The following is a 7086-nucleotide window of genomic DNA, read 5'->3' on the forward strand; positions in this document are numbered from 1 at the left end:
CCACCACGCCCCACCGGAACGCCTTCACCGCACCCGCCTGCACCGCGTTCCTTGAGGGCCGCATGGGCGCGCACCCTACCCGGCCGCGATCCTCCGTCAAGCGTCGGAGCCGGCCCGTGGAATGCCGCGCATGCCTCCGGCGACCATCGATGCCGCCCGGGCCTTCGTCCGCGCCGGGTCCGGTGAAGGGCCACCGCTTGCCGGGCCTTCCGCCGTCTTCACATGCCGGGGCGAGTGAACGGCACGTTGCGCGCGCGGCCGGCGTCGGCCAGCGCTGAGCGGGCCTGCTGGAGCCGGTCCTCGCGGGCCGAGCCCCGGGGGGCCATGCCCAGGGGCCACCGCATCCGCGTGCCGTCGTCCAGTTCCACGGTGAGGCCGTGGTGGCGGTAGAGCCCCGTCAGCATCACGCTGATGACGCCCGCCACCAGGGCCATGAGCCGTACCGCCTGCGTGGGCGCCCAGAAGAGGCCCAGGGCGGTGAAGGCGAGCAGTCCCAGCGCTTCAAAGTAGGGCCGCGTGCGCCACTCCAGCCGCCGCACCCGCGTCCACGGCACGTCGAGCGCCGGGCCCCCGCCCGGGCGCCCCTGGAACGACAGCTGTTCGTCGTTCACCGCCAGGGTGCGCCGGTTGCCCAGGTCCAGCACCAGCGGGGAGGCGCGGAGCGGTGGGGCCGAAGCCGCCGGAGCCATGGGCGGCAGGGGCGCTTCCGGCAGCTCCGCGTTGCAGAAGGCACAGCGGCGCCGGGCCGCCGACTGGGGGCGCCCGCAGGAGGAGCACATGACGAGCACTTCCGCGGGCACTTCCCCTCCCTCGCTTGCCGTCAGCCGACGACGAAGTTCACCAGCCGCTTGGGGACGAAGACGAACTTGCGCAGCGTCTTGCCTTCGAGGGCGGCCTTCACCTTGTCGTCCGCCTCCGCCGCCGCGCGCACCGCCGCCTCGTCCGCGTCCGCCGCCACGCGCACCTCCGCGCGCAGCTTGCCGTTCACCTGCACGGCGTACGGAATCACGTCGTCCACCACCAGGGCCGGGTCGAACTCCGGCCAGGCCTCCGTGACGGTGGACGCCTTCGCGCCGTAGGCCTCCGCCAGCTCGTCCGCGATGTGCGGCGCGAACGGGGTGAGGATGCGCGCGAGCAGCCGCATCGCCTCGCCCATCGCCGCCTTCTCAGCGGGCGTCTCCGGCGTGCCCACCGCGTAGAGCGCGTTCACGCACTCCATGACGCCGGCGACGGCGGTGTTGAAGGACAGCCGCTCGATGGCCTCCGTCACGCGCTTGACGCACTTGTGCGCCGCGCGGCGCGTCTCCAGCGCCTTGCCCTCGTAGGGCCCCGAGTGCGTGGCCTCCGCCGACGAAGCGTGGTGCGTGGCGGCCAGCGTCCACACGCGCTTGAGGAAGCGGAACACGCCCTCCACCTGCTCGTGGGACCAGTCGAAGTCGCGCTCCGGCGGGCCCGCGAAGAGCACGTAGGTGCGCGCGGTGTCCGCGCCGTACTTCTGCACGATGGTGTTGGGCGCCACGCCGTTGCCGTAGCGCTTGCCCATCTTGCGGCCGTCGGCGCCGTTCACGATGCCCTGGGTGATGAGGCGCGTGACGGGCTCGTCCACCGGAGAGAGCCCAAGGAGCTTCATCACCCGGGTCCAGAACCGGAAGTAGAGCAGGTGCATCACGCCGTGCTCGGGGCCCCCCACGTAGATGTCCACCGGCAGCCAGCGCTTGCCCTCCTTCGGGTCGAAGGGCGCGGCGTCGTACTTCGGCGACAGGTAGCGCGCGAAGTACCAGCAGGAGTCGACGAAGGTGTCCATCGTCTCCGCCTCCCGGCGCGCGGGGCCGCCGCACTTGGGGCACGTGGTGTTGATGAAGGACGGCACCTTCGCGAGCGGGGGCTCACCCTTGCCGGTGAGCACCGCCTGCGTGTCGATGTCCGGCAGCCGCACCGGGAGCTGATCCTCCGGGACGGGGAGGCCCTTGCGCTCCGGGTCGCACTTCTCGCAGTAGACGATGGGGATGGGCGTGCCCCAGTAGCGCTGGCGGCTGAAGCCCCAGTCCTTCTGGCGGTACGTCACCGTCGCCTTGCCCTGCCCCTGCGCCTCCAGCTTCGCGGCCAGCTTCACGCGCGCTTCGGCGGAAGGCATGCCGGTGAAGTCACCGGAGTCCACCAGCACGCCGTCCTCCGTGTAGGCCGCCTCCAGCGTCTCCCCGGCACCGAGCTTGTCGCCGGACGCGGGCTGGATGACGACGCGCACGGGCAGCGCGTACTTGCGAGCGAAGGCGAAGTCGCGGGCGTCGTGTGCCGGCACGCTCATCACCGCGCCGGTGCCGTAGTCGCTCACCACGAAGTTGGCGATCCAGATGGGCACCGGCTGGCCCGTCACCGGGTTGAGCGCGTGGCCGCCGGTGAAGACGCCCTCCTTCTCCGCGTCCTCGCCCAGCCGCTCCGTCTTGTTCTGCGCGGCCATCTTCTTCGCGAACGCGTCCACGTCCGCGCGGCGGTCCGCCGTCGTCACCTGGGCGACGAGCTTGTGGTCCGGCGCGAGCACCACGTAGGTGCAGCCGTAGAGCGTGTCCACGCGGGTGGTGAAGACGCGCAGGGCGGCGTCATGCCCCTGCACGCGGAAGTCCACCTCCGCGCCGTCGGAGCGGCCAATCCAGTTGCGCTGGGCCGCGGTGATGCGGTCCGGCCACTCCTTGAGCGTGTCGAGCGCGTCGAGCAGGTCCTGCGAGTACTTCGTGATGCGGAACGCCCACTCGGGCATCTCCTTGTCCTGCACCTCGGAGTCGCAGCGCTCGCAGCGGCCTTCCTTCACCTGCTCGTTGGCGATGACGGTGAGGCAGCCGGTACACCAGTTCACCTTGCTGAAGCGGCGATAGACGAGCCCGCGCTCGAGCATCCGGAGGAAGAACCACTGGTTCCAGCGGTAGTACTCCGGCTGGCTGGTGTTGACCTCGCGCGTCCAGTCGTAGCTGTAGCCGAGCGTCTTGATCTCCGCCTTGAACGACTCGATGTTCTCGCGGGTGCGGATGACCGGGTGGACGCCGTCCTTGATGGCCGCGTTCTCCGCCGGCAGACCGAAGGCGTCCCAGCCCATGGGGTGCAGTACGTCGAAGCCGCGCATCTGGTAGTAGCGCGCGTAGACGTCCCCGATGAGGTAGTTGCGCACGTGCCCCATGTGCATCTGGCCGCTGGGGTACGGCAGCATCTCCAGGACGTACTTCTTGGGGGCATCCGGACGCCTGCCTGCCCGGAAGAGGCCCTCCTGCTCCCAGCGGGTCTGCCACTTTCCTTCAATCGACTGCGGCTCGTAACGCTCGTTCATCGCCATGGCTCCTCGGACTCTTAGCGGGAGGTAGGACACGCGGGCAACAAGTCTTGGCGCGTCGAAAGCCTGGACGGCTGGCGCCCCGGGCCCCCTGACCGGACAGCCGGGTGGGAGGGGCCCCCAGCCGGCCTGGCCTAGCCTGGGGGTGGACCTCGCTCGGTGCTTGCCCTCGGGCCCGGGCGCGACTAACTCGCCTTCCCGGTCTGGAGCAGAGGGAGAGCACCATGCAGGTCGTGAGTGTGAAGAAGGCCCTGTCGGGGGCCGTCGAAGCGGGCTCGAAGGTGGAGGTGCGCGGCTGGGTGCGGACGCGCCGCGACTCCAAGGCGGGCATCAGCTTCGTCAACGTGAGCGACGGGTCGGTCTTCGACCCCATCCAGGTCGTCGCGCCCAATTCGCTGCCCAACTACGAGAAGGAGATTTTGCGGCTCACCGCGGGCGCCTCCGTCATCTGCCGGGGCACGCTGGTGCAGTCCCAGGGCAAGGGGCAGGCGTTCGAGATCCAGGCGGATGAGGTCCAGGTGCTGGGCCTGGTGGACGACCCGGACACCTACCCCATCCAGCCCAAGCAGCACTCGCTGGAGTTCCTGCGGGAGGTGGCGCACCTGCGCGTGCGCACCAACACCTTCGGCGCCATCACGCGCGTGCGCAACGCGGCGGCGCAGGCGGTGCACCGCTTCTTCCACTCGGAGGGCTTCTGCTGGGTGAACACGCCCATCATCACCGCGAGCGACGCGGAGGGCGCCGGGCAGATGTTCCGCGTGTCCACGCTGGACGCCACCAACCCGCCGCGCGGGCCGGACGGCAAGATTGACTGGGGCAAGGACTTCTTTGGCAAGGAGGCCTACCTCACCGTGTCCGGGCAGCTGAACGTGGAGGCGTACTGCCTGGCCATGTCGAAGGTCTACACGTTCGGCCCCACGTTCCGCGCGGAGAACAGCAACACCACGCGGCACCTGGCCGAGTTCTGGATGATTGAACCGGAGATCGCCTTCGCGGACCTCAACGAGGACGCGCTCCTGGCGGAGCGGTTCCTCAAGTACGTGTTCAAGGCCGTGCTGGACGAGTGCGCGCCGGACATGAAGTTCTTCGAGGAGCGCCAGCAGAAGGGCGTCACGGAGCGGATGGAGAAGTTCATCGGCTCCAGCTTCGAGCGCATCGACTACACGGAGGCCGTCTCCATCCTCCAGAAGGCGAAGAAGAAGTTCGAGTACGCGCCGGAGTGGGGCAAGGACCTCCAGACGGAGCACGAGCGCTACCTCACCGAGGAGCACGTGGGCCGGCCCGTGGTGGTGATGAACTACCCGGAGGCCATCAAGGCCTTCTACATGCGCATCAACGAGGACGGGAAGACCGTGGCCGCGATGGACGTGCTCGCCCCGGGCATCGGAGAGATCATCGGCGGCAGCCAGCGCGAGGAGCGCCTGGACGTGCTGGACGCGCGCATGCGGAAGTTCGGCCTCGAGCCCGCGCACTACCAGTGGTACCGCGACCTGCGCCGCTACGGCACGGTGCCGCACGCGGGCTTCGGTCTGGGGTTCGAGCGGCTCATCGTCTACATGTGCGGCCTGCAGAACATCCGCGACGCCATCCCCTACCCGCGCGTGCCGGGCTCCGCCGCGTTCTAGTCCGCGCCCCGACGCACTGAAGTCGCACTGAAGTCAGCAAGGGCCTCCCGTGGCGTGTCCTGCGGGAGGCCCTTCGTGTTTCAGCCCTTCGGCTTGATGCCCGCGCGCTCCTGGGCGAGCGCCCCCAGCGCGGACCAGTCCTCGTCGCCGCGTCCCTGCGCGACGCCGGTGAGGAAGTGGTCCCGCAGGAGGCTGGCCAGCGGGAGGGGCACCTCCGCCGTGCGCCCCGCTTCGAGCGCCAGCGTCACGTCCTTGAGGCCCAGGCGCAGCGCGAAGCCCGCGGGCGTGTACTGCCCCTTCGCGATGGCACCCGCGTAGTTCTCGAAGATGGGCGCCTTGGCGAAGACGGACTTGAAGACGTCCAGGAACGCGGCGCGCTCCACGCCGCACTTCTCCGCGAGCGCGAAGGCCTCCGACAGGGCCTCCATCATGGACGCGATGAGGAAGTTGCCGGACAGCTTCACCGTGTTCGCGGCGGAGGGCCGCTCCCCCAGCTCCGTGAGGCCGCGCCCCAGGGCCGTGAGCAGCGGGCGCACGCGCTCCACCTGGGCCTTCGGGCCCGCGGCGACGACCCAGAGCTGCTTGCCCGCGGCGGCCTCGGGCCGGCCGAAGACGGGGGCCGACACGTAGCCCTGCCCCGCGTCCGTGTGCGCCTTCGTCAGGCGCTCCGACAGCGCGACGGAGATGGTGCTGGAGGACACGTGGATGGCGTTCTTCGGCAGGGCGCCGACGATGCCGTCCCTGCCCAGCACGGCCTCTTCCGTGGCGTGGTCGTCCGCCAGCATGGACACGACGACCTCCGCGTCGCGGGCGGCGTCGGCGGGCGTCTTCGCCACGCGCGCGCCCTGCTGCTTCAGCGGCTCCGCCTTGGACGCGGTGCGGTTCCAGACGATGAGCTCATGGCCCGCGCCGGCCAGGTTCCTCGCCATGGGCGTGCCCATGTTCCCCAACCCGATGAAGCCGACCTTCATGGAGATGCTCCCTTCGTGCTCGCGTTCACGCTTCGTTCGACTGTTCTTCCGACACGTCCAGCCGCTCGAAGGCGCGGCCCAGGACGGCGACGCCCAGCGCCACCTCCGCGAACAGTGCTCCCGCCGCCACCAGCCCCGCGAGCGGAACCGCCCAGCGCCCCATGACAGTGAACAGCGGATAGCCCACGAGGAGGGCCACCACGGCGGCGGGCAACAGTCCCAGGAACGTCACCACCAGCGTGCCCACCAGCGTGAGCAGCCGCTGGCCCAGCGCCTCCACGCCGCGCGCCCGCTCGGCATCCGCCGGAATCCACGCGGGCAGCAGCACCACCGCCGCGTTCTGCACGAACAGCCCCGCCAGCCCCAGCGCCGGCAACACCGGCAAGAGGCCCAGCACCACCGGCGCGGACCATGGCGCGAGCGTCTCGTCGTCCGTGCCCACGCCCAGCATCAGCGCCACGGCCAGCATCACCCACTGCGCCACGCCCAGCGTCAGCGCGGAGGCCCCCAGCTCCGCGCCCACCACCTGCCGTCCCGTGAGGGGCAGTGCGCGCAAGAGCTCCAGCTTGGGCAGGTCCATGCGCAGATCGGTGCGGAACGCGCTCGGGCCAATCACGGCCATGGCCACCGCGACCATCAGGGCCATGGGGCCCAGGAACTCACGGCTGTTGGAGAACAGCCGCGTGTCCCCCATCAGCAGCGCGAACACGGCGCCCATCACCCCGAAGGCCAGCAGCATCACCAGCCCGCTGCCCATGCGCCTGCGCGCGATGAGGTTCTTCCAGAGCAGCGCCACCTCCGGGCGCCCCCGGGCCTTGAGCACGAAGGGCACCTGGCCCACGCGCAGGTGGGCCGAGCGTGACGCTCGCTGGGCCCGCTGCCGCGTCCGCGCGTCCGCCCCAGCCACGGCCGAGTCCTCGAAGGGCACCTCCACCGCCAGCACCCAGGCGTAGTGCGCGACGAGCAGGGCCAGCGACGCGGGCAGGTAGCGCAGGAAGTCCTGCCCGCTGCGTGCCAGCGACGGGGCCACCAGCGCCCGGCCCGGCCACAGCACCGCGCGGGGACCGGGCGCGTTGAGCACGTCGCGCAGCCACTCGCGCACGGCGAAGGGCGCGGAGAGGTTCTCCGGCAGCGGATGGTCGTGCAGCGTGGACAGCAGCGTGCCCATGCC

The 7086-nt window shown here is 70.7% G+C and carries 5 protein-coding genes; 1 reads left to right on the forward strand and 4 read right to left on the reverse strand.

Annotated elements, in window-relative coordinates; genetic code table 11:
* Window positions 1-218: 218 nt before the first annotated feature.
* Together D7W79_RS35990 and leuS are read right to left on the reverse strand one after the other, a co-directional pair.
* Window positions 219-779, reverse strand: coding sequence for a hypothetical protein (locus tag D7W79_RS35990; protein ID WP_147442224.1), 561 nt, complete (start codon window positions 777-779; stop codon window positions 219-221).
* 41 nt (window positions 780-820) lie between these two features.
* Window positions 821-3322 (reverse strand): leucine--tRNA ligase, encoded by a 2502-nt coding sequence (leuS, locus tag D7W79_RS35995; protein ID WP_120529822.1) that lies wholly within the window; start codon window positions 3320-3322, stop codon window positions 821-823.
* Between the two features lie 221 nt (window positions 3323-3543).
* Here leuS and asnS point away from each other — a divergent pair, with 221 nt between their 5' ends.
* Window positions 3544-4944: an asparagine--tRNA ligase gene (gene asnS / locus D7W79_RS36000; RefSeq protein WP_120529823.1), complete on the forward strand. Its 1401-nt coding sequence runs from the start codon at window positions 3544-3546 to the stop codon at window positions 4942-4944.
* Window positions 4945-5024: 80 nt separating this feature from the next.
* Here the strand turns inward: asnS and D7W79_RS36005 are convergent, their stop codons facing one another.
* Window positions 5025-5915 (reverse strand): NAD(P)-dependent oxidoreductase, encoded by an 891-nt coding sequence (locus D7W79_RS36005; RefSeq protein ID WP_120529824.1) that lies wholly within the window; start codon window positions 5913-5915, stop codon window positions 5025-5027.
* 25 nt (window positions 5916-5940) lie between these two features.
* On the reverse strand, window positions 5941-7086 hold a 1146-nt coding region (locus D7W79_RS46055), incomplete at its 5' end, for an ABC transporter permease (protein WP_120529825.1).

This window comes from Corallococcus exercitus, assembly GCF_003611585.1.
Taxonomy (GTDB): Bacteria; Myxococcota; Myxococcia; order Myxococcales; family Myxococcaceae; genus Corallococcus; species Corallococcus exercitus.

Coding starts and splice junctions, on each gene's coding strand:
- leuS (WP_120529822.1), bottom strand. CDS start 3,322: ATGGCGATGAACGAGCGTTACGAGCCGCAGTCGATTGAAGGAAAGTGG.
- D7W79_RS36005 (WP_120529824.1), bottom strand. CDS start 5,915: ATGAAGGTCGGCTTCATCGGGTTGGGGAACATGGGCACGCCCATGGCG.
- D7W79_RS35990 (WP_147442224.1), bottom strand. CDS start 779: ATGTGCTCCTCCTGCGGGCGCCCCCAGTCGGCGGCCCGGCGCCGCTGT.
- asnS (WP_120529823.1), top strand. CDS start 3,544: ATGCAGGTCGTGAGTGTGAAGAAGGCCCTGTCGGGGGCCGTCGAAGCG.